Genomic DNA, 22583 nt, shown 5'->3' on the forward strand with positions numbered 1-22583 from the left:
ACCACGGTCGATGCGCGCTGGCTTAGCCGTTCGTGCCGAATCGTCTCGCTTCATGAACGGCCAACCAGGACTGGACGAGTGTTGGAACGCTGCGCGGATCGAGCCCGGTGAGTTCGCGCCACCGGGCGAGTCGGTAGGTCACGCTGTTGGCGTGCAGGTGCAGCCGCGCGGCCGCGTCGGTCAGCGACATCGAGCTCAGGTAGCTCGCCTCGACGGCGTCGGCGAGATGCGGTTGCTCGCGCGCCACCTGGATCGCCCCATCCAGGAGCGGCCCGAGTCGACGGCTGTGCGCCAGGACGCAGGCCTCGACCCACCCCTCCGCGAACTCCCGCGTCGTCCGTCCGGGGGCGGTCGCGTTCAGAACCAGCCGAGCATCCTCGAGGCTCTCGGACGCACCCGCCAGACCCGGCCGCAGGACGCCGATACCGATCCGTCCGCCCTGGAGTTCCTCGTCGACGAAGCGGCGGACGGCCTCCGCGGAGGCACGGTCTGCGACGATCACCAGCTGCTGCTCCCGCGCCGCGCAGATGACGTGGGCACCGAGGCGGCCGATGCGTTGCTGGAGCCCGAAGCTGAGGTCGTCCGCGGGTCGCGGCGGCGCCCAGAGGAACACCTGCCAGCTGCTGGTCGGGGACAGACCGAGTGCCTGCGCCACGGCGTGAAGCTCACGTTCGTGGCCGCCGAGGGCGAGCAACTCCACCAGGCGATGCGCCAAGGTGATGTGGTGGCCCTGCATCGTCTGCGTGACCTCCGAGTGGGCTGAGGCCAGCGCGGCAGAGAGCGCGTGGATCGAGTCCATCATCCGGCTCGCCAGGTGCGGCAAGTACGGAGCGTCGCGCGCGGTCGAGGCGGCGACCAGCGCCCGCCAGACCTCGCTGTCCCCGATGTGGAAGGCGTCGATGAGCGTCGAGATCGGTACCCGCTGACGCGCCCGGCTGCGGGCCAGATCCGCCGCCGACGCGAGATCGCGTTCCCCTGGAACGAGGTCCTCGTCCAGCGCCCGCACACGCCGCGTGAGCTGTTCGTGCACATCGGCCCAGTGCTCCGACTCGGGGACGGACTCGTAGTCGGGGAGCTCCTCGCGGATCCGGTCGACGGCCCGGTTCACGAGCTGGTCCATGGTCCCGAGCACGCGTCGGCACAGATCGTGGATCTCGACCTCTCCGCCTTCGTGGATTTCACGATCGAGCATCCTCGGATGGTAAGCGATTTCGTCGCTCACCCGTAGATCTCCACCACTCCACTCCTGACAATTGGTGAAATCGACAGGATCCGTCCCCCCGGATCCTCCTGACGCGACCGGAGGACGGCCCCATGACCGCAGGCGCGCTGAGCGAGACCGCCGAGACGACCGGCGACTACCGGCTGGAGGCGAAGTACGAGGTCGGCGACGAGCGCGTCCTCCTCACGGGGGTCCAGGCGATCGCGCGGGCTTTGATCGAGCAGCACGCACGCGACGTCGCACGTGGCCGGAACACCTCGGTCTTCGTGTCGGGCTATCAAGGGTCTCCCCTCGGCGGGCTCGACAGCCTGCTCGCATCGATCCCGGGCCTGCGCGAGGACCACCAGGTGCACCTGAGCCCGGGGGTCAACGAGGAACTCGCCGCCACCGCCGTCTGGGGCACTCAGATGCAACTCCCGGACGACGAGCGCACCGTGGACGGGGTGGTCGGCGTCTGGTACGGGAAGGGCCCCGGCCTCGACCGGGCAACGGACGCCATCCGACATGCCACCATGTACGGCACCGACCCGCGCGGAGGGGTCGTCGCGTTCGTGGGCGACGATCCGTCATCGAAGTCGTCGACCCTGCCGTACGCCAGTGACGCGACCCTAGCCGCGCTCAACATGCCGTTCTTCACGCCACGCAACGGCACGGAGGTCGTCCTCCACACGCTGGCTGCCGTCGAGCTCTCCCGATTCACCGGATGTTGGGTCGGTGTGAAGGTCCTGAGCGACGTCGCGGACGGAGTGTGGACCGTCGCCCACGGCTTCCAGGCCGTCGAGTTCAATCACCCCGAGGTCATGTGGAGAGGGCGCCCCTGGGTGTATGCGCAGCAGCCCGTGCACACTCCGGGCGAGAGCCTGCGTGTCGAGGCCGAGCTCACCGGACCCCGGTGGGCGGCCGTGGAGGCCTTCCTGGCCGCCAACGATCTCGACCGGGTGCGGTCGGCGACCCCACGTCCTCGGTTCGGCGTCATCGGGAGCGGAGTCGCCGTGGACGCCGCCGTCCAGGCTTTCCAGGACCTCGGCCTCGACCCCGGCGCCGTCGCCACCGCGGGGATCAGCATTGCCGGGGTCGCCGCACCGTACCCCCTCGACCGTGGTCGGATCCGGGCCTTCGCCGAGGGACTCGACACCATTTTGGTGGTCGAGGAGAAGGCTCCGGTCATCGAGCGCCAGGTCAAGGACATCCTGTACTCGCTGGAGCACCGCCCGACCGTGCTAGGGAAGCGGGACGCCCAGGGCGCCGCCCTCGTGCCGGGCGACGGCGAGCTGCTGCCCGAGCGGCTGCACGACCCGATCAGACGGGCCTTCGGCGGCGGCATCGCGCTCCGGCGGCCTCCCTACCAGCGCCGCCGGCTCGGGCTGCTGCCGGTCCAGCGCACGCCGTACTTCTGCTCTGGCTGCCCGCACAACTCGTCGACGGTGGTGCCCGACGGATCGATCGCGGGCGGTGGCATCGGCTGCCATACGCTGGCCTCGGTCTCGGCCCGCCAGGACTCGGCGATCACCGGATGGACCCAGATGGGCGGCGAAGGAGCCCAGTGGATCGGGCAGGCGGCCTGGAGCTCACACCGCCACATCTTCCAGAACGTCGGCGACGGCACCTTCTTCCACTCCGGCCAGCTCGCCGTCCAGGCCGCGGTCGCGGCCGGCGTCAACATCACCTACAAGGTGCTCTACAACTCTGCGGTCGCCATGACCGGGGCACAGGACCCCCAGGCCGGCCTGCCGGTCCCCGCCCTCGCCCGCAAGCTCCTGGCCGAGGGGGTGGTCCGGATCATCGTCTGCGCCGACGAGCCCGAGCGGTATCGACGGATCAAGATGCCGAGGAACGCGGTGGTCTGGCCGCGCGAGCGGCTCGACGAGGCGCAGCGCATTCTGCGGGAGGTCGACGGCGTCACCGTCCTCGTCTACGACCAGCAGTGCGCGGCGAACGCCCGGCGGCTCCGTAAGCGTGGGAAGCTCCCGCCCCGTCCGAGCAGGGTCGTCATCAACCAGGAGGTCTGCGAGGGCTGCGGCGACTGCGGGGTCAAGAGCAACTGCCTCTCGGTACAGCCGATCGACACGGACCTCGGGCGCAAGACCCGCATCGACCAGACCAGCTGCAACACCGATTACAGCTGCCTCGCGGGAGACTGCCCGAGCTTCGTCACCGTCACGGACTCGGGTCGGCGGAAGAGTCCGCGCACCAAGCGGAAGCTGCCAAAGCCACCCGCGGCCCCCGATGTGAGCATCGAGCGGGCCGGCACCGACGTCTTCATGGCCGGGATCGGCGGAACCGGCATCGTCACGGTCAACCAGATCATCGCGACCGCCGCACTGACCGCCGGTTACGAGGTCGTGGGGCTCGACCAGACCGGACTCAGCCAGAAGGCGGGACCCGTCGTCTCCCACCTGCGTCTCGTGCAACGAGGCGACGCGGCGTCGAACCGGGTCGGCGAGGGCGCCGCTGACCTGTTCCTCGCCTTCGATCTCCTGGTCGCGGCCGAGGAGAAGAACGCAAGTCGGGTGGCGCCGGGCCGCACAACGATCGTCGCCTCCACCAGCATCACCCCGACGGGCGACATGGTGGCGGACGCATCGGTCGCCTACCCCGGCACCGACACTCTCCTCGACAGGCTCGCAGGACCCGACACCGACCTGGTGGGTGTGGACGCCCTCAAGATCTGCGAGACCCTCTTCGGGTCCATCCAGTCCGCGAATCTGCTGCTGGTCGGTGCCGCCTGCCAGACCGGCCGGCTCCCGATCCCGGCGCAGGCCATCGAGGATGCGATCACGCTCAACGGCGTCGCGGTCGCGGCGAACATCAGCGCCTTCCGCTGGGGACGCGCCATCGCGGCCGACCCCACCAACGCCCCTGTCCCGTCGCCCGGCGTGCCCCGGACACCGAGCGCTCGGGTGGCGCAGCACATCGACGCGTCCGGGTTCACAGGCGAGACCCGCCGGATCGTCGTGGACCGGGCCGCGCGCCTGGAGGCCTACCAGGGCCCGAAGCTCGCCGTCGAGTACGTCGGCCGCGTCTCGACCGTCTGGGCCAAGGAGCGAAAGCTCGGCGACGGCAGTGCCCTCAGCGAGCAGGTGGCACGCCACCTCTACAAGCTGACCGCTTACAAAGACGAGTACGAGGTGGCCCGGCTGCTCACTGCGCCGGAGTTCCTCGCGTCGGTCCGCGCGGAGGGCGGGTCCGGGCGAGCAGCGTTCAATCTCCACCCGCCCACGCTCCGTGCGCTCGGGATGGGCAGGAAGCTGCAGCTCGGGCCGTCCTCGCGGCCGGTCCTGCGCGCCCTCGCGAGTCTGAAGTTCCTACGCGGTCACTGGTATGACCCGTTCGCCCATACCGCCGTACGACGTCTCGAGCGCCGTGTCCTCGCCGACTACGTCGAGCTGGTCGGCCGGCTCACCGACGGACTGTCGAGCACGAACTACAGCCTCGCCACGCGGATCGCGGCTCTGCCCGACCAACTGCGCGGCTACGAGGACGTCAAGCTCCGCAGCGCGGAGGCGTACGAGCGGGAGCTGGCTACCCTGAGCGCCGACTGGCGGGCCACGCTCTGACGGGCGCCCCGGGTCCCTGACGTCGACGGACGAGCATGACGAACGGCCCTGGGAGGCGCGGTTCGACCGAGGTACGTGCGCTGCCCGAGCGGGAGCGCTGCATGAGGCCCGGGAGTGGGCCCCGGATTGGTACGACCCTGGCGAGAAGGTGCTGTGGGGCGACGAGTCCGGTCCCGTCTTCGCCGACCGTGCCCTGCTGTCTCGCCTGCTCCCGGCGCTGGCGTTGGCTTCCAGCGTCAAGCACCTCGTGCTCTTCGACGGGGACGGGCCCCAGCCGGGCGACCCGGGTATCGGTGACCTGGGCTGGATCGACGTCCACGCGTACGACTCGTTGCTGGACGCGGCATCTGCCGGAGAATTGTCCATAGTGGACGAAAGGCACGCGGCGGCGGTCTGCTACACCAGCGGAACCACCGGAAACCCGAAGGCCGTGGTGTACAGCCACCGGTCGATCTTCCTCCAGCAGATGTCCCCGATGGCGAGGGACTCGATCGGGATCGGTGAGGACCGAGACCTCCGCGAGCGGGCCAGTGAGCACACTGCGCCGCGAAGAGCGGACTCGCTCCGAGGAGGAGCGGGCGCAGCTGCGCACGTCGGCGGGGCGCACGATGTTCGGCATCGAGGTGCGCGTCGCCGACGACGCCGGGAAAGTGCTCCCCTGGGACGGGGAGAGCACCGGCGAGCTGCAGTGCCGGGGCCCCTGGGTGACGGCCGGGTACTACAACGACCCCCGGGGCCGCGACGGGTTCACCCCCGACGGCTGGCTTCGCACGGGCGACGTGGCCAAGATCGACCCGGACGGGCGGCTCTGGCTCGTCGACCGCGCCAAGGACATGATCAAGTCCGGCGGCGAGTGGATCGGCTCGGCGGAGATCGAGAACGAGCTCCTCACGCATCCGCAGATCTCGGAGGCCGCAGTGATCGGCGTGGCGTCGGCCAAATGGTCGGAGCGGCCGCTGGCGTGTGTCGTGCTCAAGCCCGGGGCCACCGCGGACGCCGCCGAGCTGAGCAATTTCCTCGGCGCGTCGCTGCCCAGATGGAAGATCCCGGACCGCATCGTCTTCGTCGAAGAAATCCCCAAGACCAATGTCGGCGAGTACTCGAAGCGCAGGCGTCCGTGCCCTTCGCGTACCAGGCGCATGTCGGCGCCGCGAAGGCCGGTGTCGACCACCTGATGCGAAACCTCGCCCTCGAGTGGAGCCGCTACGGCATCCGCTGCAACTCCATCGCCCCTGGGCCGATCGCTGGCACCGAGGGGATGCGCCGCCTCGAACAGGCCGCCGACAAGGACACCTGGCTCAAGATGATCCCCCTCGGCCGCTACGGTGCCGAGGAGATCGGCGTGATGGCCTCGGTGCTCGCGTCACCGCTCGGCGGCTTCGTCACCGGCGCCCACGTCGTCGTGGACGGCGGGCAGGGGCTCGTGGGCTCCTCGACCTTTAACGAGGCCGTCGCGGCAACACTCAACGCTTCAACGCGCTGACGCCGACGCCCGACCACGCGCGGCCGGTGCGCCTGCCCAGGACGGACGCCTGCGTGCGGTGGGCGCGGACAGTACCTGTTCCTCAGCTCGGAGGGCGCGCATCACCGCCGTTCCCACTACGCCCGGCGGGTCTTCCAACCGGCAGCCGACGGCCGATACCCAAAAGCACTCGGCAAACCGGAAAGCGCGTCCAGCGGACACGACGGTATGGCCGGGGATGCCGTTTCCACCATGGCCCGATGCCGTCCCCGGGCAGCCGTTCCAGCTGCCTGGGGGGATCCGGGTGGTGACTGAAGACGGTGTGGTTGCCGCTCATCGAGGGGCTCACTCCGCACGGGCTGCGGCATAGTCACAAGACCTGGATGCTGGAGGATGCCATTCCGGAGGTGCTCCAGGCCGAACGGCTGGGGCACACCGTGCCCGGCATCCGCGGCGTGTACTCCCACGTCTCGGACACCATGCGAGACGAACTCAAGGCCAAACTCCAGAAGCGCTGGGAAACCTCGCTGCAGGAACGGCTCCGACTCAGTGGGAACTCGCCGGTTCCCATACTCAATGGACTCCTGGAGGGCGCTCAGAGGCGGGTTCAGTCCCGGTCTCGATCTTGAGCGCCTGGCGGCCCGTCATGTCAGGGGGGTGGGATGAGGCGGCGTCCCGCCCCCGCTGCATGACTACGAAGAGTGAGCAAGAGTGGGGCGTTCTTGTGGTCCCGTTTGTGTGGGAGGGTGCTGATCTCCCACAGTCCTGCCAGTTGATCACTCAGGCCCTGCCGCTGATGTGCGGGAGGGCCTGTGTAGGAAGGGTGGGCGATACTGGGTTCGAACCAGTGGCCTCTTCGGTGTGAACGAAGCGCTCTCCCACTGAGCTAATCGCCCTGGCGGCCGCGGCGGGCCGACGTCGAAAACTCTAGCGCATGTTGGGGAGCGGATGCGCATCGGTTTGGTGGGGGGTCAGGTCCAGAAGGTGGGGTCTTCGATGTTCCAGGGGAGGGTCAGGCCGTAGACGACCAGGTAGGCGGCCAGGGCGCCGGCGGCCAGGGCGGCGCCCAGGGCGCCGAGGATGGTGTTGCGGCGGCGGGTGCGGGGGTCGAGGGCCTTTTCCTTGGCGCGGTCCGCGGCGGTCTTGGCGCGGTGGAGGGCGCGCTGGGCCCACGCGAACTCGGTGGCGAGGATGGCGAGGCCGATGACGATGCCGAGGAGGCCGGGGCCGGGGGTGACCATCATCACCAGGCCGCCGGCGAGGACGGCGGCGCCGACGGCGAAGACGCCGGCGCGCCAGGCGGTGTTCAGGAGCGGGTTGCGCCGGACGCGCTCCCGGAAGCGGTGGAACAGGCCCGGCTCCTCCGGCGGGGCCTCCATTTCATGATCTATTGCCACGGCTTTACCTTACGGGAGCCGAAGGGGGCGTGGGGAGCCCCAAAGCGCGTGCGGGACGGGCGTCGGGGGGCGGGGGGCGTGTGCGAAAGATCCGCTTTTGCCCAGGTCAGACGCGGGTTTTGCTACGGTGAGATGGATCACAAACGCCGGGGACGCCGGAATGTTCGGCTGAGATCAGGCAGTTAGGCGTCATAGATCGCGGGGATGTCCGTGAGAGGGAGAACCACTCATCGGCGTACCCGCGAGTCCGCGGGACCGACGTAAGAGGGAATGGCCATGAACAGCAGTACGACCGTCTCAGCAGAGCTGGGCCTTCGTCTCGTCGTCCCCGACCGCACGACCGTTCCTCTGCTCGCGGGGCTGGAGTACGCGGCCGACGACCCGTACGCGATCCGCATGGCCTTCTACGTGGGCGACGACGAGCCGGTGGAGTGGATCTTCGCCCGGGAGCTCCTCACGGTCGGCATCGTGCGCAAGGTCGGGGACGGGGACGTCGAGGTCTGGCCGGCCGATGACGAGGGTTCGCTCAACATCGCGCTGTCGTCGCCGTTCGGCGACGCGTTGTTCGAGGTGCCGTTGTCGCCGCTGGCGGATTTCCTCCACCGGACGTACCAGGCGGTGCCGGCGGGGGAAGAGACCGAGTTCATCGACATCGACGCCGAGCTGGAGAACCTGCTCTGGCCGTCCTAGCCGGACAGGCGGGCGATGTGGCGCATCTTGTTCATCGCGTCCAGGGCGGCGACCTTGTAGGACTCGGCGAGGGTGGGGTAGTTGAAGACGGCGTTGACCAAGTAGTCGATGGTGCCTCCGCAGCCCATGACCGTCTGGCCGATGTGGACGAGCTCGGTGGCGCCGGTGCCGAAGACGTGGACGCCGAGGAGGCGGCGGTCGTCGGGTGAGACGAGGAGCTTCAGCATTCCGTAGGAGTCCCCGATGATCTGGCCGCGGGCGAGCTCGCGGTAGCGGGAGACGCCCACCTCGAAGGGGACCTTGGCCTCGGTCAGCTCGTCCTCGGTGCGGCCGACGAAGCTGATCTCGGGGATGGTGTAGATGCCGATCGGCTGCGTCTCGTGGATCTCCGAGACGGGCTCGCCGCACGCGTGGTGGGCGGCGAGGCGGCCCTGCTCCATCGAGGTGGCCGCCAGGGACGGGAAGCCGATCACGTCCCCGACCGCGTAGATGTGCGGGACCTCGGTGCGGTAGTCGTCGTCGACCTTGATCCGGCCGCGGCGGTCCGCGGCGAGGCCGGCCGCGTCCAGGCTCAGGTCGCCGGTCATGCCGTGCCGCCCGGCCGAGTACATGACGGTGTCGGCGGGGATGCGCTTGCCGCTCCCCAGGACGGTGATCGCGCCGTGCGCCATCCGCTCGACGGACGCGACGCTCTCCCGGAACCGGAAGGTGACGGCGAGGTCGCGCAGGTGGTACTTGAGCGCCTCGACGATCTCCAGGTCGCAGAAGTCCAGCATCCGCTCGCGCCGCTCGACCACGGTGACCTTGGTGCCGAGGGCGGCGAACATCGAGGCGTACTCGATGCCGATCACGCCTGCGCCGACGACGACCATGGTCTCCGGGATGCGGTCCATGTTGATGATGCCGTCGGAGTCGATGATCGTCCGGTCGTCGAAGTCGACGGTGTCGGGGCGGGCCGGGCGGGTGCCGGTGGCGATCACGATGCGGTCGGCGGTGACCTTCTGCTCGCGGTCGCCGGCGCCCGTGATGCCGATGGTGTGGGGCTCCAGGAAGCGTCCCGTGCCGGGCATGACCGAGACGTGGTTGCGGGCGAGCTGGCTGCGGACGACGTCGGTCTCCCGGCCGATGACGTGCTGGGTGCGCATGCCGAGGTCGGCGACCGTGATCTCGTCCTTGACCCGGTAGCTCTGCCCGTAGAGCTCGCGCTGGTTGAGGCCGGTGAGGTACAGCACGGCCTCGCGCATGGTCTTGGACGGGATCGTCCCGGTGTTGATGCAGACGCCGCCGATCATGTCGCGGCGGTCCACGATGCCGACCTTGCGGCCGAGCTTGGCGGCGGCGATGGCCGCGCGCTGCCCGCCGGGTCCCGACCCGAGCACGAGAAGATCGAAGTCAGTCACTCCCTCAGTCTGACGGCCCGCCGCCGTTTCGATAAAGGGTTTCGCCCGACAGATCAGGAATCGTCCGGCGTGAGGAGGCCCGTGGCGAGCGCGTCCAGGCCGGCCTTGACGCGGTCGAGGGGCATGCCGCGCGTGCGGCGCTGGTACAGGAAGAGGTTCGCGGCCAGCGGGGCGAGGAGCGCGTCGGCGAGGTAGGCGGCGTCGGCGGCGGGGCGGATCCGCCCGATGAGCATCGCCAGGTGCATGTGGTAGAGGGCGTAGGAGCCGTCCCGGAACCGGGCGTCGGGCGGGTCGGACTCGGCCATCGCCAGCAGGTCGGCCTGGGCGTCGGTGCGGTCGGCCAGCGCGTGCAGGAAGGCGCGGAGGCGGTCGGCGGGGGCCGCGCCGGGGCCGAGCGGCGGCGGGCCGTGCAGGAAGGCGGTCTGGAAGTCGCGCTCGCGGTCGTCGATCACGGCGTAGACGAGGCGGGCCCGGTCGCCGAAGCGCCGGTACACGGTGCCGACGCCGACGCCGGCCTCGCGCGCCACCTCGTCCATGGAGACCGCCTCGGGCCCGCGGGCCTCGATGAGGCGGGCGGCGGCGCGCAGGATGCGGCGCCGGTTGAGCGCGGCGTCCGCGCGCTCGGCGGGCGGGCTGCCGACGACGGGCAGCTGTCTCATCGCGTCCCCTCTCGGCACAGTACGGCAGCGTAACGGAGTTGTATCCGGAGATTTCTCCAGTTAACCTCACTAAGCGGAAACTTCTCCTATTAGCGCCCGGAGGACGGGATGGCGTGGGTGTTCTTGCTGGTCGCCGGGATGATGGAGCTGGTGTGGGCGGCGGCCCTGAAGGAATCGGACGGCATGACGAGGCTGTGGCCGACCGTGATCGGGCTCTCGGTGGCGCTGCTCAGCGTCGTCGTGCTGTCGGTGTCCCTGCGGACCCTGCCGGTCGGCACCGCCTACGCGGTCTTCGTCGGGCTGGGAGCGGCCGGCGTGGCGGCCGTCGGCATGGTCGCGTTCGGGGAGAGCACGGCGCCCGCCCGGCTGCTGTTCCTCGCCCTCATCCTGGTCGGCGTGGCCGGCCTCCAGCTCACGGAGGGCTCTTAGCCCGGCGGGGATCGGGCACAGTGGAGGCATGGCAAGGGAGATGCTGGGGATCGACATCGGCGGGTCGGGGATCAAGGGCGCGCCGGTGGACCTGTCGACCGGCGAGTTCACCCGGGAGCGGTTCCGGATGGCGACGCCGCAGCCGTCCAGGCCGAAGCCTGTCGCGAAGGTCCTCGCCGAGATCGTGGACCATTTCGGGTGGGACGGTCCCGTCGGCGTCACCTATCCCGGCGTGGTGATCGACGGCGTGGCGCTGTCGGCGGCGAACGTGTCCAAGCGCTGGATCGGGCTGGACGCGGCGTCGCTGATCGCGAAGGCGACCGGGCGGGAGATCACGCTGCTCAACGACGCGGACGCGGCGGGCATCGCGGAGATGCGGCTCGGCGCCGGACGCGGCAGGAGCGGCACCGTCGTCCTGCTCACGCTGGGGACGGGCATCGGCAGCGCGCTGTTCACCGACGGCGTCCTCGTCCCGAACACCGAGTTCGGGCACATCCAGATCAAGGGGAAGGACGCCGAGGTCCGCGCGTCGGCGAAGGCGCGCACCGACCGCGGTCTCAGCTGGGAGCAGTGGGCGAGGCGGCTCGGCACGTACATGCGCCACCTGGAGGCGCTGATCTCCCCCTCCCTGATCATCGTGGGCGGTGGGGTGAGCCGGCGGTCGGAGCACTTCGTGCCGCTGATCGAGGGCGTCCGGGCGGAGATCGTCCCGGCGCGGCTGGTGAACAACGCCGGCATCGTCGGCGCGGCCATGGCGGCCGCCGCCGCGCACCCGGCGGAGACCGCCCCGGCCCGGGTGCGGGCGGTCGGCGGCACCGGTGCGCAGCGGCGGCGCGGGACGGCGAAGGCCGCGCGCTAGGACGCCCGGAGCCGGACGGTCGCGATCTCCCAGGGCCGCAGCGCCAGGGCGGCCGTCCCGTCGTGCACGTCGAGCGGGACGCCGGGCCGTCCGCGCAGGTCGACGCGGGTGCCCTCGGTGAAGTCCCCGTGCAGGACGGCGGTGGTGGGCTCCGCGCACTGGGCGACCATGCGCGTCTCGATCCAGCCGTCGCGGGTGCGGAGCGAGGTCATGACGACACCGTCGCCCGTGATCGCGATCCCTTCCCGGGAGGCCGGGGCGGGCGCGGTGGCGTGGCCGTAACCGGGGGCGGTGAGCAGGTCGTGGCGGTGGGTCTCGGCCGCCCGGAGCACATCGGCGCCGGGCCGTTCGCCGGTGTAGGGCATGACCGCCAGGCCGACCGTCCGCTCGCCCCGGCACTGCGCCCCGGGGGTCGGGAGCTGCGGCCCGGCCGGCTGGTCGCGGTAGGCGTTGCGGTCCCGGGACAGGTAGCCGATGGAGCGCAGCAGGGTGAGGGCCATCTCGCGCCCGCCGCCGGTGACCTCGTACTCGGTGGCGTGCTCCAGCAGGACGGCGAGGCCGCCCGCGGCGACGAACCCGGACGCGGGGAACGTCGGCACGGGCCGCTCCCCGAACCCGCCCTCGGCCGTCAGCCCCCGCTCGGTGATCGCGAACTGCCCTTCGGCGAAGGACGTGTCCGCCTGGCGCGGCAGGGGCAGGTGCAGCCGGACGCGATGGTCGTCGCAGCGGTTGTCGAACGTGACGCGGAGCCGCAGGAACGGCTCGCCCGCGCGCAGCTCGGCCCGGGTGGTGACGGTGACGTCCTCCGTGGCCTCGGAGCGGGCGTCGCCCGGCACGTCGCCGGAGGCGGGCCAGCTGTACGTCCGGACGATGTCGAGCGCGGCGACGAGCGGTCCCTCGGAGACCGGGCGGACGGCGACGGTGCCCGGGTCGCCGATAATCGTGTCGGCGGCGGGCGGAGCGTGGTTGTAGGAGTCGCCGAGGTCGCCGCCGTCCACGATCCGCCCGACGCCCTCGACGACGTGGCCGGACGGCGTGCGCAGCACGAGGTTGCCGTCGTCGCGCACTTCGGCGCGCAGAAGGCCGTTGTCGAGGATGTTCCCCTCGGCCCGCACCGGCCCTTCCGCGGGCCCCGCCGGGGGAACCGGCCGGACGGTGGTCAGCCCCAGCGCGGGCACGTCGACGAGTGCGGCGACGGTGCGGCGCGGGTCCGCCAGGATCCGGACGCGCCACTCCCCGTCCGCGCCGCGCAGCGCCTCCCGGACGTCGCCGATGTCGAACGGGACGCCGGCGCGCGCCGTCACGTGGAAGGTGAGCGTGCGGTCCTCCCGGGACACCGACCAGTCGCGGATCTCCTGCCCGAACAGCACCCGCCCGTACACCCGCTCCAGCAGGATCGGCAGCGCGGAGGCGGGGTGGACGGCGTCGTCCAGGACGGTCGGCGCGACGTCGAGCGTCTGGACGGGCACCGGCCGCCCGTCGCCGCTCACCAGCCCGGGTTCCCCGTCGCACGGGACGTCCAGGACGACCAGGCCCGTCCGGGCGGCCGGGGTGGGGTTGAACACCAGGTGGGAGCCGAGCGGCACCGCGGCGGCCCGCTCGGCGGTGACGAGGTCGCAGACGGCCCGCCCGAGCTGCTCGGCCTCGGCCATGTGCGCGGCGACCTGCTCGGCGGTCTCGTCGCTGCCGCAGCCGGTGACCGAGTCGTGGCAGCTCGCCTCGATGAGGCGCCGCCAGGCCAGGTCGAGGAAGCGCTGCGCGTCCCCGGAGTACCAGAGCGCGGCGAGCGGCTCGGCGTACCGCTCCACGAGGCGCTCGGCGCGTCCCATCATCTGCTTGAGCCGGACGCGTGCGGAGAGCACGCCGGGCAGGATGTTCGCGCGGGCGTGCGACCGCAGCTCGCCCCGGATGCGCGGGAGGCCGTCGACGGACGGATCCTCCCCCGCGAAGTAGCCGGCGAGGGTGTCCAGCCGCATGCCGAGCCCGGCGGAGGCGACCCGGTCGGCGAGGTCGGGGGCGGGCGCGGTGTGATCGGCCCCGTACATGGCCAGCAGCGGGCCTCCGTCGGGGTACCAGCGGCCCATCGACTCGGCGAAGCCGGCGGCGCGCCCCGGAAGCAGCGAGGCACCGTTCCCGAACTCCTCGAACATGGACGCGGCGTTCCCGTAGCCGCCCTCGGGGAGGTACTGGGTGCGGATCGCCGTCCCGTCCGGGGCCTCCCAGGCGAACGCGCGGGTCCGGACCCGGTCGGGGACGCCGCGCCACAGGCACGCGTGCTCGATCCCCGCGAGCCGCAGGATCTGCGGCGTCTGCGCGCAGTGCCCGAACTGGTCGGGCAGGTAGCCGACCATCATGGCTGCGCCCAGCTCCTCCGCGCGCCGCATGCCGAGCTCCAGGTTCCGGACGATGTTCTCCCCCGAGCACAGGAACTCGTCGTGCAGGATCTGCCAGGGCCCGACGGCGAGCCGGCCCTCCCGGACGAGCGCGGCCAGCCGCTCCCGCCGTTCGGGGCGGATGTCCAGGTAGTCGTCCACCGCCGCCATCTGCCCGTCCAGCGTGAAGTGCCAGCGGGGATCGGCCTCCATCCCGTCGATGACGCCGTCGAGCAGCGACACCAGCCGGAGCCGGAACCGCTGGAACGGCAGGTACCACTCGCGGTCCCAGTGGGTGTGGGGGACGACGACGATCTCGGGACGCTCTTCCGGCCTGCCTACCCGCACAGTGCGATCACCTCGTTCTCGTGGGTCTCCAGGCGGTGCATGCCCGGATGGTCCGCGGGGACCCGGACGCGGTCGCCGCGGACGGCGGCGCGCCGCCCGTCCGGGCGGACGAGCACGGTCCCGTCCGCGCCGATCGCGACCAGCTCCCCGCCGTCGCGCAGCAGGACGGGCGCGTCCGGCGCGGCGGACACCGACGTCCGGCCGGCCGCGAGCCCGCCCAGCACGTCCTCGCCCTCGGCCAGGACCCAGGTGACGGGCTCGCCGAGGGTCTTGTGCTGCGCCGGGTCGTGGAAGTCGCTGCCGCCGAGCGGGACCACGCCCTCGGGCCGCCACACGTCGGCCCAGGCCAGCGGGGCGCCCCAGCGCCGGTCCCACCAGGACGAGTGCCAGATCTCGGCGAACCGCGGCCGGTCGTCCGCGGGCAGCGGGCGGCGCCAGGCGCAGTCGCCGCTGAGCGGGTGGTTGATCGACATGAGCCCGCCGCGGGCGCGGGCGAACGCGGCCCAGTCGGCGCTCGGCCGCCGGAAGTCGACCCAGCCGGTGGGGCCGAACACGTTGGCGTGCCCGAGGTCGGTGGTGACCTCCTGGCCCGGCAGCAGCAGGACGCCCGCGTGCGCCCCGGCCGCGGCCAGCTCCGGATGGTGGCTGACGGTGTTGTGGTCGGTCACCGCCAGGAAGTCCAGCCCGCGGGACGCGGCGAGGCACGCCAGCTCGTGGACGGTGAGCGTGCCGTCGCTGTGGACGGTGTGCGAGTGCAGGTCGCCCGCGAGCCACCGGAACCCGTCCGGGGCGGGCAGATCGCGGCGCGGCGGACGCTCGGGCCGCGGCGGTGGTGGATCGTCCGACCGCCGCGGTGACGCCCCAGAGGTCGTGATGGTGACCTCGTAGGGAACGCCGTCAGGTGGTATCCGGTGCAGGCCGAGCCAGACGTGCCATGTGCCCGGTTCGAGCTCCCCAGGGATGTAGCCGGGCGTCGCCCACTCCGCACCCACCGTGTACCGGCGGCGCGCCCCGCCGGACCAGCCGCGGAACCCGTCGGGGCCATGGCAGCCGAGGTCGATGACACCGCCGTCGTGGGAGAGTTCGACCGTGACCGACGCCGTGCCCGAGGGGACGTCGAAAGGGAGTGCGCGCAACCCCTGTTCGAGATGGTCCTCCAGGCTCCAGCGTCCGCGGTGCACGGTCATCCGGCTCCCCCGTCCTTCGCCAAGGGCGCATCCGCCCGCCCGGTCCCGGCGCCGCCCGTCACCAGCTCGCCGTCGCGGTAGAGCAGGACGCGCCCGGGACGGGGACGCGCCCACCCCTCGGCGTAGGGCCGCGTTTCGAACCCCTCCCCCACGACGACCCGCACGGACTCGCCGTCCACGTCCAGGGTCACGAGCGAAGAGCCGCCGAGGTTCTCCACGACGGAGACCCTCCCGCCGAGTGCGGCGTCCTCCGGCTCGGTGCTGAAATCCATATATTCGGGACGTACCCCGTACACGACCTCCTCCCCGTCCCGCACCAGCCCGCGCGCCTCGTCCGGGAGGGGCAGCTCCGTGCCGCCGACGGCGACGAGCCCGTTCCGGACCGTCCCCGGCAGCAGGTTCATGGGCGTCGAGCCGATGAACGAGGCCACGAAGAGGTTGGCCGGACGCCGGAACACCTCGGCCGGGGTCCCGATCTGCCGGATCACGCCCTTCTCCATCACCGCGATCCGGTCGGCGAGCGCCAGGGCCTCCGCCTGGTCGTGCGTGACGAAGACGGTGGTGACGGCGAACCGGTACTGGAACCGCTTGAGGAACGTGCGGGCCTCCAGCCGGAGCCGGGCGTCCAGGTTCGACAGGGGCTCGTCCAGCAGGAGGACGTCCGGGTTCGCCACCAGGGCCCGGGCCAGCGCGACCCGCTGCTGCTGGCCCCCGGACAGCTCCCCGGGCCGCCGGTGGGTCAGCTCCTTCAGGCCGAGCTGCCCGATCGCGTCGGCGGCGCGCCGGTACCGTTCGGCGCGGCCCATCTTCGCGATCCGCAGCGGGTAGGCGACGTTGTCCCGGACGGTCATGTGCGGGAACAGCGCGTAGTCCTGGAACACCATGCCGACGCCGCGCCGTCCCGGCTGGAGCCGCGTCACGTCCCGGTCGCCGATGCCGATCGTGCCGCGCGTCGCCGCCTCCAGGCCCGCGATGGTGCGGAGCAGCGTCGTCTTGCCGCAGCCGGACGGTCCGAGCAGCGCGAAGAACTCGCCGTCCGCCACGTCGAGGTTGAGGGCGTCCAGCGCCAGGACGCCCCCCGGGTAGACCTTCGTCAGCTTCTGGATGGTGATGCCCGGCATCAGCGCTTGATCCCTCCGTGGAAGCGGAACCCGTACCGGCGGCTCACGAACAGGTACATGAGCACCACCGGCAGGGAGTACAGCAGCGAGAAGGTGGAGATCAAGGCCAGGTCCGGCTGGCCGCCCTCGGTGTAGAACGTGTACATGATCACCGAGGCGGGCGCCTTGTCCGGATCGCGCAGCAGCAGGAACGGCATCAGGAAGTCGCCCCAGACCTGCGCGACCGTCCACACCGTGACGGTGGCGAGGCCCGGCCGGATGACCGGGACGACCACGTGCCGCAGGATCTGCAGCGGCGACGCCCCGAACACCCGCGCGGCCTCCTCGTAGGACGTGGGCGTCGCGTCGGTGAAGTCCTTCAGCAGGAAGATCGCCGCCGGGAGCAGCCCGCCGGTCAGCACCAGGACCACGCCCAGCCGCGAGTCGATCAGGTGCAGGTTGAAGGCCAGCAGGAAGACCGGCACCATCGCCGCGGTGCCGGTGATGATGGACGACAGCAGGAGCAGGACGTAGAGGAGCACGTCCCGCCCGGGCACCCGGACCCGGCTCAGCGCGTACGCGGCGAGCGCCGCGGACGTGACGACGAGCGCGGCCGTCCCGGCCGCCAGCAGCACCGAGTTGCGCAGCGAGGCCAGCGCGTACGGGTTGTCCATCAGGACCTGGAAGTTGTGCAGGGTGAACTCGGGCACCGACGCCGCGATGCCCGGGTTCGCGTCGAACGGCGCGAACGCCAGCCAGAGCAGCGGGAGCGCGAAGAACCCGAGGACGGCCGAGACGAACGTGGCCAGCCCGAGCCTGCGGAGCACCTCCCGGACGGTCTCGTTCACGCGGCGGCCTCCTTCGTCCCGCGGGCGCGCAGGGCCCGCAGGTAGACCAGCGCGATCACCAGGTTGATCAGGATCATCAGCAGCGAGACGGCGGCGCCGAAGCCGAGCCGGCCGTCGCCGAGCGCCGTCCGGTACACGTACACCGACATGATCTCCGAGCGCCCGTCCGGGCCGCCGGCGGTGATCAGGAACGGGGTGAAGTCGTTGAACGTCCACAGGCTGATCAGCAGCAGGCTCGTCAGGACGTGCCCGCGGATGCGCGGGAGGACCGCGTCCCGCAGCGTCTGCCAGGTGGAGGCGCCCGCGAGCCGCGCCGTCTCCAGATGGGACGGCGGGACGGTCCCGATCGCCGCGCCGTAGAGCATCATCGAGAACGCGGTACCGCGCCAGACGTTGAACACGATGACGCACGCCATCGGATGGTCGAGCAGCCACGCCGTGCCCGGCGTCCCGAACAGGGCGTTGAGGGTGCCGCCGTCGCGGTCGAGCAGCGCGATCCAGAGGAACGCGATGACCGAGGACGGCAGGATCCACGCGAGCAGGACCAGGCCCTCGACCAGCCGCCTGACCAGGCCTGACCGGTCGCGCATGACCCACGCGATCGCGAACCCGAGGACGGTCTGGCCGATCACCGCCGAGCCGAGCACGAACTGGAGCGTCAGCCAGAGCGACCGGTGGAAGTCCCCGTCGCCGAGTGCCTCCCGGTAGTTGGCGGTCCCGGTCACCTGCGGCTCGCTGGCCGCGATGCCGGTGAGCCGGTAGTCGGTCGCGCCCAGGTAGAGCGTCCAGAGCGCCGGGAAGACAAGGAACACCGCGATGAGCACCAGCGCGGGCGCGACGAACGCGGCGGCGCGTCCCCTGCCCAGCCCGGCCGCGTCGTCCCCGGCGGACGGCGCGGCCGGGACCGTGACGTCAGCGCGGGGCGACGTGGGCGGCGCCACCGACGATCCCTTCGAGCTTCCTGGCGTACTCGGCGGCGGCCTGGTCCGGGCTCTTGCCCGACACCACGGCGGCGGTGGCCTCCTGCAGAGCCGTCGACACCTGCGGATACACGGCGAGACCCGGGCGGTAGGACGTGACCGGGAGCACCTTCTCCGACACGAACCTCAGGAACGGGTCGCCCGCGAGAATCTCCGTGTTGACGTCCGTCCGGGACGTGATCTCGGGCGTGCCGGCCGTCCGCGCCTTCACCATCTCCGGCGAGTTCATGAACGCCAGCAGCTCGAACGCCTGCTGCGGGTACTCGGTGTTCGGGTTCAGGACGGTCACCGATCCGCCCGACATGCTCACGAACGACTGCCCGCGCACGCCCTTGCCCGGCGAGACGGCGGGGATCAGCGCGTAGCCGACGTCCTGGTCGCGGGTCCTCATCTTCGCGACGCCGGTCTTCGGGTTGAGGACGTCCCGCCAGAAGTAGTCGCCCTCGAACAGGATTCCGATCTTGCCCGCGGCGAACTCCTCGAACGACTTGTCGCGTCCCTTGGCCTCCTGCTGGAGCTTGGGATCGCCGAGTCCCTCGGCGCCGTAGATCTGCGCGTACAGGCCGAGGACCTGCTTGACGGCCTGGCCGCCGCTCGTCCACTTGCCGTCCGCGTAGATCTCGGCGCCGGCGCCGGCGAGCAGGGGCAGCGCGCCCTGCATGCTGGTCGCCTCGCCCATGGCGGTGCCCGCGTTCAGCTGGACGGGGGTCACGCCGGGGACCTTCTTCAGCGCGCGGCCCGCCGCGAGGACGTCCTGCCAGGTCTTCGGCTGCCAGCCGGCCGGCAGCCCGGCCTGCGCGAACAGCTTCTTGTTGAAGAAGATCAGGCGTCCGTCGGTCTGCGGCGGCACTCCGTAGCGCTTGCCATCGAACATCGCCAGCTTCTGGACCGATCCAGGGATCTGCGTCCAGCCCTCCCAGGCGTCCGCCGGGGAGCCCACGACCTCCGGCAGCGGCGCGATGTAGCCGGCCTGGGCGAACTCGCCGACCCAGATGCCGTCGATGTCCATGATGTCGGCGCCCGACCGGGACTTCAGGTCGAGGGCGAGCTTCGTCTTGTAGGCCTCGTCGTCCACGCCCTGGCCGCGGAAGGTCACCTTCGCGGTGATGCCCTTGGCCTTCTGCGCCGCGACGAACCCCGGGATCACCGTCCTGGTGATCCACTCGGCCTCTTCGGTGTTCTTGCCGCCCTCGATCGCGTTGCGGGTGATGGTCAGGGAGAAGCTCTTGGCGTCCTTGCCCCGGTCGGGATCCGTCGGGGATCCGCCGCCGCCGCACCCGGCGAGCACCGCGCCCGCCATGACGAGCGCGGCCGCCGCGCCGATCCGCCTCCTGGAGAAGCCCCTACTGGAGAAGACCATGGGTGACCTCCTACAAGCGTCACCCTCGAACGTGAACGAAGAAATCGATCACGTAAAGGCCCTGGAGATCATTTTCTCCGGCTCAGGGGTCCATCAGCTCCGCGGAGCGGGCGGCGAACGCCTCCACGGCCTTGGCGGTGATCGGGCCGGGGGCCGCCGGGAGGACCGTCCCGTCCACGGCCCGGATCGGCTGGACGTCCCGGGTCGTGGACGTCAGGAACGCCTCCTCCGCCCGGTACAGGTCGTCCAGCGCGAGGTCCTCCTCCTCGCCGCCGCACCACTCCAGCGTCAGCGCCCGCGTCACCCCGGCCAGGCAGCCGGACGACAGCGGCGGCGTGAGCAGCCGGCCGCCGAGGACGACGAAGATGTTGCTGCCCGTCCCCTCGCACAGGTTCCCGGCGAGGTTGCCGAAGATCGCCTCGCCCCCGCCGCGCTCGCCGGCGTAGGCGAGGGCCAGGGCGTTCTCCGCGTAGGACGTGGTCTTCAGGCCGCACAGCGCGCCGCGCTCGTTGCGCGGCCACGGCACGACGGTCACGTCCGCCGTCGCCGGGAACGGCGCCTGCGGCCCGGCGATGATCGACACGGTCGGCCCCTCGTCGCCCCGGTTCGAGCCGAGCGGGCCGGGCCCGCTGGTGTAGGTGATGCGGATGCGGGCCAGCGGCCACTTCGGCGCGGCGGCGAGGACCTCCAGGGTGCCCTGGGCGAGGGCGTCCTGGTCGGGGTCGGGCAGGCCCAGCCCGGCCGCCGAGCGGGCCAGCCGCGCCAGATGCCGGGTCAGCGCGAACGGCACCCCGTTCGTCGCCTTCACCGTCTCGAAGACCCCGTCCCCGACGAGCATCCCGTGGTCGAAGACCGACACCGTCGCCCGTTCAGGGTCGACCAGTTCCCCGTTCAGCCAGATCCTGGCCTGCGCCGTCACCGGAAGCCACCTCCAATAGCCGAGCCGCCTTCAGCTCGGTCTCGCGCCATTCGCGGAGCGGGTCGGACCCCCACGTGATGCCCGCGCCCGTGCCGAACCGCAGCAGGCCGCCGTCCGCCCAGAAAGTCCGGATGCCCACCGCGAGGGCACCGCGCCGGGAGTCCGCGTCCACCCAGCCGATGGCCCCACAGTACGGCCCCCGCGGGACGGGTTCGAGCTCTTCGAGCAGGGTCAGCGCGCTCGACTTCGGGGCACCCGTCACCGAACCGGGAGGAAACGTCGCGGCGAGCAGCTCGGGCCAGCCGCCTCCGGCGAGCCGCGCCCGGACCGTCGACACCAGGTGGACGAGCCCCGGGTGCTCCTCCAGCTCGCACAGCCCCGGCACGGTCACCGAGCCGGTCTCGGCGACCCTGCCCAGATCGTTCCGGACGAGGTCGACGATCATCACGTTCTCGGCGCGGTCCTTGGGCAGCAGGTCGTCCGCCGTCCGTCCGGTCCCCTTGATCGGACGGGACTCGACCACGTCCCCGTCCCGGCTCAGATACAGCTCGGGCGAGGCGGAGGCGACCTCGAGGCCGGGCAGTTTCAGCGTCATGGCGTAGGGCGCCGGATGCCCGGCCGCGAGCCGCGCTCCCAACCCGGTGATGTCGGCCCTTCGCGGCAGCTCCGCCGACATCACCCGGCACAGGTTCGCCTGGTAGACGATCCCGTCCGCGATGGCCTCGCGGATGCGTTCGACCCCGGCGGCGTAGGCGGCCTGGTCAAGGGAAGTGCTCCACTCCCCCGTTCCCGCCCACACACCCCCAGGGTGCGGCGCGGGCCGCACCGTCTCGAACCGGGCGCACGTGGCCTTCCCCTCGTAGGTCACCACCACCGCCCACCAGCCCGCCGAGTCCAGTGCCGCCGGATCGGTGGTGACGTCGGCGAGACCGGTGGCCAGCAGACCTCCGGCGTACGCGAAGCTCACCCCAGCACGCACCCGAACGAATCCGCGAGGCCCGCCAGGCCCGCCTCCGTCACGGCCAGCGCCCGCCGCGTCGGCCCCCGCTCGAACCAGCCCAGCTCGATCATCCGCTCGGTCAGCGCCGCCCCCAACGCCCCGTTCAGATGCGGCCGCCGCTCCGTCCAGTCCAGGCAGTGCCAGGCGAACCTGCGCCGCCCCCGCCGCAGCGCCGCCAGGTCCAGGCCCAGCACCGCCAGCCGGTCCTCGCCCTTCTCGGTCACCTCGTAGGCGTCGCCGCCGGCCGGCTCGATCAGGCCGCCGTCGACCAGCGCCGCGAACAGCGTCACCCCCGCGACGCCCGCCAGGTGGTCGTAGCACGTCCGCGCCTCGTGCAGCCGCCGCGCGTCCCGCGACTGCCGCAGGCTCCGCACCCGCACCGGCGGGCTGATCCGCGACAGCGCCTCGATCACCTGCGCCACCTCGCTGCCCCGCAACCGGTAGTACCGGTGCCGCCCCTGCTTGACGACCGTGACGAACCCGCCGTCCAGCAGCCGGGCCAGATGCGCGCTCGCCGTCTGCGCGCTCACCCCCGCCGTCCGCGCCAGCTCCCCCGCCGCGAGCGGCCGCCCGTCGAGCAGCGCGGTCAGCATCGCGGCCCGCGCCCGATCCGCGAGCAGCGCCGCCACCGGCGCGAAATCGACACTCACGACCTGTTCGGAGCCCATGCCACCGACCCTAAGCGACCCGTCCTTCGACCCGCGCCGAAGCATCCGCGACGCGGCCCGCCGGGAAACCGGTTTGGGGAACGGCCCCGGACGCGCTAATGTTTCCTCCGTCGCCGCAGGGCGCAC

19 protein-coding genes, 1 tRNA gene and 1 pseudogene are annotated in these 22583 nt (G+C 71.7%); 7 read left to right on the top strand and 14 right to left on the bottom strand.

Translation table 11 applies throughout. The features are described from left to right. Positions 1 to 22 precede the first annotated feature (22 nt). Positions 23 to 1222, bottom strand: a complete 1200-nt coding sequence (locus BM339_RS20750) for a helix-turn-helix domain-containing protein (protein WP_075021916.1) — start codon at positions 1220 to 1222, stop codon at positions 23 to 25. Positions 1223 to 1314: 92 nt separating this feature from the next. On the opposite strand from BM339_RS20750, the gene BM339_RS20755 reads away from it, so the two are divergent. The 4 genes and pseudogenes from BM339_RS20755 (at position 1315) to BM339_RS20770 (ending at position 6262) form a co-directional block, all read left to right on the top strand. Then, complete coding sequence (locus BM339_RS20755) at positions 1315 to 4779, top strand: indolepyruvate ferredoxin oxidoreductase family protein (RefSeq protein WP_075021917.1); 3465 nt, start codon at positions 1315 to 1317, stop codon at positions 4777 to 4779. Positions 4780 to 4927: 148 nt separating this feature from the next. Further along, a pseudogene (locus BM339_RS52655) lies at positions 4928 to 5227 on the top strand (AMP-binding protein); the annotation flags it as partial. Between the two features lie 52 nt (positions 5228 to 5279). After that, positions 5280 to 5954, top strand: coding sequence for an AMP-binding enzyme (locus tag BM339_RS20765; RefSeq protein ID WP_083597792.1), 675 nt, complete (start codon positions 5280 to 5282; stop codon positions 5952 to 5954). Beyond that, the gene (locus BM339_RS20770) at positions 5897 to 6262 is read left to right on the top strand and encodes an SDR family oxidoreductase (protein ID WP_177287734.1); all 366 of its coding nucleotides are present in this window, start codon (positions 5897 to 5899) and stop codon (positions 6260 to 6262) included. Before BM339_RS20765 ends, BM339_RS20770 begins: the two co-directional genes overlap by 58 nt. 803 nt (positions 6263 to 7065) lie before the next feature. Here the strand turns inward: BM339_RS20770 and BM339_RS20780 are convergent. Both BM339_RS20780 and BM339_RS20785 read right to left on the bottom strand, forming a co-directional pair. Continuing rightward, positions 7066 to 7137: transfer RNA gene (locus BM339_RS20780), tRNA-Val, on the bottom strand. A gap of 75 nt (positions 7138 to 7212) precedes the next feature. Next, positions 7213 to 7638, bottom strand: coding sequence for a TIGR02611 family protein (locus tag BM339_RS20785; protein ID WP_033331048.1), 426 nt, complete (start codon positions 7636 to 7638; stop codon positions 7213 to 7215). 276 nt (positions 7639 to 7914) lie between these two features. On the opposite strand from BM339_RS20785, the gene BM339_RS20790 reads away from it, so the two are divergent. Beyond that, positions 7915 to 8328, top strand: coding sequence for an SsgA family sporulation/cell division regulator (locus BM339_RS20790; RefSeq protein ID WP_024934859.1), 414 nt, complete (start codon positions 7915 to 7917; stop codon positions 8326 to 8328). On the opposite strand, the gene sthA is transcribed toward BM339_RS20790, so the two are convergent. After that, entirely contained in the window at positions 8325 to 9728 is a 1404-nt protein-coding gene (gene sthA, locus BM339_RS20795) for a Si-specific NAD(P)(+) transhydrogenase (RefSeq protein WP_075021919.1), read from the bottom strand. The genes BM339_RS20790 and sthA overlap by 4 nt on opposite strands. A 53-nt stretch (positions 9729 to 9781) precedes the next feature. Continuing rightward, positions 9782 to 10387: a TetR/AcrR family transcriptional regulator gene (locus BM339_RS20800; protein WP_075021920.1), complete on the bottom strand. Its 606-nt coding sequence runs from the start codon at positions 10385 to 10387 to the stop codon at positions 9782 to 9784. A 108-nt stretch (positions 10388 to 10495) separates the two neighbouring features. Here BM339_RS20800 and BM339_RS20805 point away from each other — a divergent pair, with 108 nt between their 5' ends. Continuing rightward, positions 10496 to 10816, top strand: coding sequence for a DMT family transporter (locus BM339_RS20805; RefSeq protein ID WP_021598702.1), 321 nt, complete (start codon positions 10496 to 10498; stop codon positions 10814 to 10816). A gap of 28 nt (positions 10817 to 10844) precedes the next feature. Next, complete coding sequence (ppgK, locus tag BM339_RS20810) at positions 10845 to 11675, top strand: polyphosphate--glucose phosphotransferase (RefSeq protein WP_083597793.1); 831 nt, start codon at positions 10845 to 10847, stop codon at positions 11673 to 11675. On the opposite strand, the gene BM339_RS20815 is transcribed toward ppgK, so the two are convergent. The 9 genes from BM339_RS20815 to BM339_RS20855 form a co-directional block, all read right to left on the bottom strand. After that, positions 11672 to 14395: a glycoside hydrolase family 38 N-terminal domain-containing protein gene (locus BM339_RS20815; RefSeq protein ID WP_083597794.1), complete on the bottom strand. Its 2724-nt coding sequence runs from the start codon at positions 14393 to 14395 to the stop codon at positions 11672 to 11674. The genes ppgK and BM339_RS20815 overlap by 4 nt on opposite strands. After that, positions 14386 to 15582 (bottom strand): CehA/McbA family metallohydrolase, encoded by a 1197-nt coding sequence (locus BM339_RS20820; protein ID WP_075021922.1) that lies wholly within the window; start codon positions 15580 to 15582, stop codon positions 14386 to 14388. Before BM339_RS20820 ends, BM339_RS20815 begins: the two co-directional genes overlap by 10 nt. Continuing rightward, complete coding sequence (locus BM339_RS20825; protein WP_075021923.1) at positions 15579 to 16703, bottom strand: ABC transporter ATP-binding protein; 1125 nt, start codon at positions 16701 to 16703, stop codon at positions 15579 to 15581. The genes BM339_RS20820 and BM339_RS20825 overlap by 4 nt, the downstream gene beginning before the upstream one ends. Next, the gene (locus tag BM339_RS20830; protein ID WP_021592832.1) at positions 16703 to 17530 is read right to left on the bottom strand and encodes a carbohydrate ABC transporter permease; all 828 of its coding nucleotides are present in this window, start codon (positions 17528 to 17530) and stop codon (positions 16703 to 16705) included. The genes BM339_RS20825 and BM339_RS20830 overlap by 1 nt, the downstream gene beginning before the upstream one ends. Beyond that, positions 17527 to 18471 carry a carbohydrate ABC transporter permease gene (locus BM339_RS20835; RefSeq protein ID WP_083597795.1) on the bottom strand — a complete coding sequence of 315 codons (945 nt, stop codon included), beginning with the start codon at positions 18469 to 18471 and terminating at the stop codon, positions 17527 to 17529. Before BM339_RS20835 ends, BM339_RS20830 begins: the two co-directional genes overlap by 4 nt. Further along, positions 18443 to 19870, bottom strand: coding sequence for an extracellular solute-binding protein (locus BM339_RS20840; RefSeq protein ID WP_075021924.1), 1428 nt, complete (start codon positions 19868 to 19870; stop codon positions 18443 to 18445). Before BM339_RS20840 ends, BM339_RS20835 begins: the two co-directional genes overlap by 29 nt. A gap of 82 nt (positions 19871 to 19952) precedes the next feature. Continuing rightward, positions 19953 to 20789: an aminotransferase class IV gene (locus BM339_RS20845; RefSeq protein ID WP_075021925.1), complete on the bottom strand. Its 837-nt coding sequence runs from the start codon at positions 20787 to 20789 to the stop codon at positions 19953 to 19955. Beyond that, the gene (locus BM339_RS20850; protein ID WP_021592836.1) at positions 20740 to 21756 is read right to left on the bottom strand and encodes a chorismate-binding protein; all 1017 of its coding nucleotides are present in this window, start codon (positions 21754 to 21756) and stop codon (positions 20740 to 20742) included. The genes BM339_RS20845 and BM339_RS20850 overlap by 50 nt, the downstream gene beginning before the upstream one ends. Continuing rightward, on the bottom strand, positions 21753 to 22457 hold the full coding sequence (locus BM339_RS20855) for an ArsR/SmtB family transcription factor (RefSeq protein WP_075021926.1): 705 nt from the start codon (positions 22455 to 22457) through the stop codon (positions 21753 to 21755). The genes BM339_RS20850 and BM339_RS20855 overlap by 4 nt, the downstream gene beginning before the upstream one ends. Positions 22458 to 22583 lie beyond the last annotated feature (126 nt).

Source organism: Actinomadura madurae, from assembly GCF_900115095.1.
GTDB classification, from domain to species: domain Bacteria; phylum Actinomycetota; class Actinomycetes; order Streptosporangiales; family Streptosporangiaceae; genus Spirillospora; species Spirillospora madurae.

What these genes read in the sequence shown, in the direction of transcription:
- BM339_RS20755 (WP_075021917.1), top strand. Translation starts at nt 1,315, where the DNA reads ATGACCGCAGGCGCGCTGAGCGAGACCGCCGAGACGACCGGCGACTAC.
- BM339_RS20840 (WP_075021924.1), bottom strand. Translation starts at nt 19,870, where the DNA reads ATGGTCTTCTCCAGTAGGGGCTTCTCCAGGAGGCGGATCGGCGCGGCG.
- ppgK (WP_083597793.1), top strand. Translation starts at nt 10,845, where the DNA reads ATGGCAAGGGAGATGCTGGGGATCGACATCGGCGGGTCGGGGATCAAG.
- BM339_RS20820 (WP_075021922.1), bottom strand. Translation starts at nt 15,582, where the DNA reads ATGACCGTGCACCGCGGACGCTGGAGCCTGGAGGACCATCTCGAACAG.
- BM339_RS20800 (WP_075021920.1), bottom strand. Translation starts at nt 10,387, where the DNA reads ATGAGACAGCTGCCCGTCGTCGGCAGCCCGCCCGCCGAGCGCGCGGAC.
- BM339_RS20790 (WP_024934859.1), top strand. Translation starts at nt 7,915, where the DNA reads ATGAACAGCAGTACGACCGTCTCAGCAGAGCTGGGCCTTCGTCTCGTC.
- BM339_RS20805 (WP_021598702.1), top strand. Translation starts at nt 10,496, where the DNA reads ATGGCGTGGGTGTTCTTGCTGGTCGCCGGGATGATGGAGCTGGTGTGG.
- BM339_RS20825 (WP_075021923.1), bottom strand. Translation starts at nt 16,703, where the DNA reads ATGCCGGGCATCACCATCCAGAAGCTGACGAAGGTCTACCCGGGGGGC.
- BM339_RS20855 (WP_075021926.1), bottom strand. Translation starts at nt 22,457, where the DNA reads ATGGGCTCCGAACAGGTCGTGAGTGTCGATTTCGCGCCGGTGGCGGCG.